Source organism: Brevundimonas sp. Soil_N_31, assembly GCF_057655995.1.
This window is the reverse complement of sequence record NZ_JBDGLE010000024.1, coordinates 1-1,373: the sequence shown is the minus strand read 5'-3', so window position 1 is coordinate 1,373 and position 1,373 is coordinate 1. Positions and strand designations below refer to the sequence as shown.

Below are 1,373 nucleotides of genomic sequence, written 5' to 3'. Positions count from 1 at the left end.
ATGTCCGCTTCTGATGCTGTGGACGGCTCTCCAACCCACCGGCGGCGTTAAGCCTCCGGCAGAGCTGGAGGAGAGCCATGGGACATGTAGCCACGATTGGTTTGGACATCGCGAAGTCGGTGTTTCAGGTGCACGGTGTCGATGCTGAGGGCGGGGTCGTCATTCGACAGAAGCTGACTCGAGCGCGGTTGCTGAAGTTCTTCGAAAAGCTGGGGCCGTGCCTCGTTGGGATCGAGGCCTGCGGAACAGCCCATCATTGGGCCCGAGAGCTGATCGGCCTCGGCCACGACGTGCGGCTGATGCCGCCGAGCTATGTGAAGCCGTATGTGAAGCGCCAGAAGAACGACATGGCCGACGCAGAGGCGATCTGCGAGGCGGTCACCCGACCGACGATGCGCTTCGTGCCCGTGAAGTCGCCGGAACAGCAGAGCGTGATGGTGCTGCACCGGACCCGGTCGATCCTGATCCGCCAGCGCATCCAGATCTCCAACGCGATCCGCAGCCACATGGCGGAGTTCGGCATGGCCGCCGCCGTCGGGAGGCAGGGATTGCATTCGCTGATCGAGGTGGTTCACGACGCGGCTGACGAGCGTGTTCCGGTCGAGGCTCGAGGGTGTCTCGCCATGCTGGCTGCGCAGCTTCAGCTGGTGAACGAGCAAGTCCTGGAGACCGACCGACTGATCCGGACCAACGCCCGATCGACCGAGGTCGGGCGCCGACTGATGGAGATTCCCGGCGTGGGCCCGCTGCTGGCCAGCGCTTTGGTTGGCACGATCGCCGATCCACGGGCCTTCAAGACCGGTCGCAATCTCGCGGCCTGGATCGGCCTCGTCCCGAAGCAGAACTCCAGCGGCGGCAAAGAGCGGCTGGGCGGGATCACCAAGCAGGGCGACCGATATCTGCGACAGATGCTCGTCGTCGGCGCCTTGGCGGTCGTGCGCTACGCCGTGAGGAACGGCACGCGCCGGCCGTGGCTGGTCCAGTTGCTGGCCCGACGAACGCCGAAGGTTGCGGCCGTCGCTCTCGCCAACAAGACCGCGCGAATGGTCTGGGCGATCATGACCTCGGGTAAGCGCTACAGGGAGCCGTTGGCGGCATAGAGACAGGTCGAGGTGCAGCGCCGAGGCCGACGAACTTGGGAAGGGCGGACAGGATGTAATGCGACAGCCGGTCGATACCGGAAGGCGGGAAAACCCACTTGCGCCAGAGCGCCTCGAGCGCGTGCTTTTGGTCGGGACCCGGCTTCGCGGAAGGCATTATGGCCAGCGGTCATGCGTACCGCACCAACAGGTCGAACACATGGCCGCACCGACCAGGCTCAGCAGAACATCAGATCAACCCTTGCCAACGGGGAGCCGTCCACACATGGCGCT

Annotated in this window: 1 protein-coding gene; it reads left to right on the top strand. The window is 64.9% G+C overall.

Going from position 1 to position 1,373, the window contains the following annotated elements; genetic code table 11:
* The first annotated feature begins 77 nt into the window (after window positions 1-77).
* Window positions 78-1,100 carry an IS110 family RNA-guided transposase gene (locus AC3A3G_RS16330; protein WP_396490326.1) on the top strand — a complete coding sequence of 341 codons (1,023 nt, stop codon included), beginning with the start codon at window positions 78-80 and terminating at the stop codon, window positions 1,098-1,100.
* The last annotated feature ends 273 nt before the right edge of the window (window positions 1,101-1,373 follow it).

What these genes read in the sequence shown, in the direction of transcription:
- AC3A3G_RS16330 (WP_396490326.1), top strand. Translation starts at nt 78, where the DNA reads ATGGGACATGTAGCCACGATTGGTTTGGACATCGCGAAGTCGGTGTTT.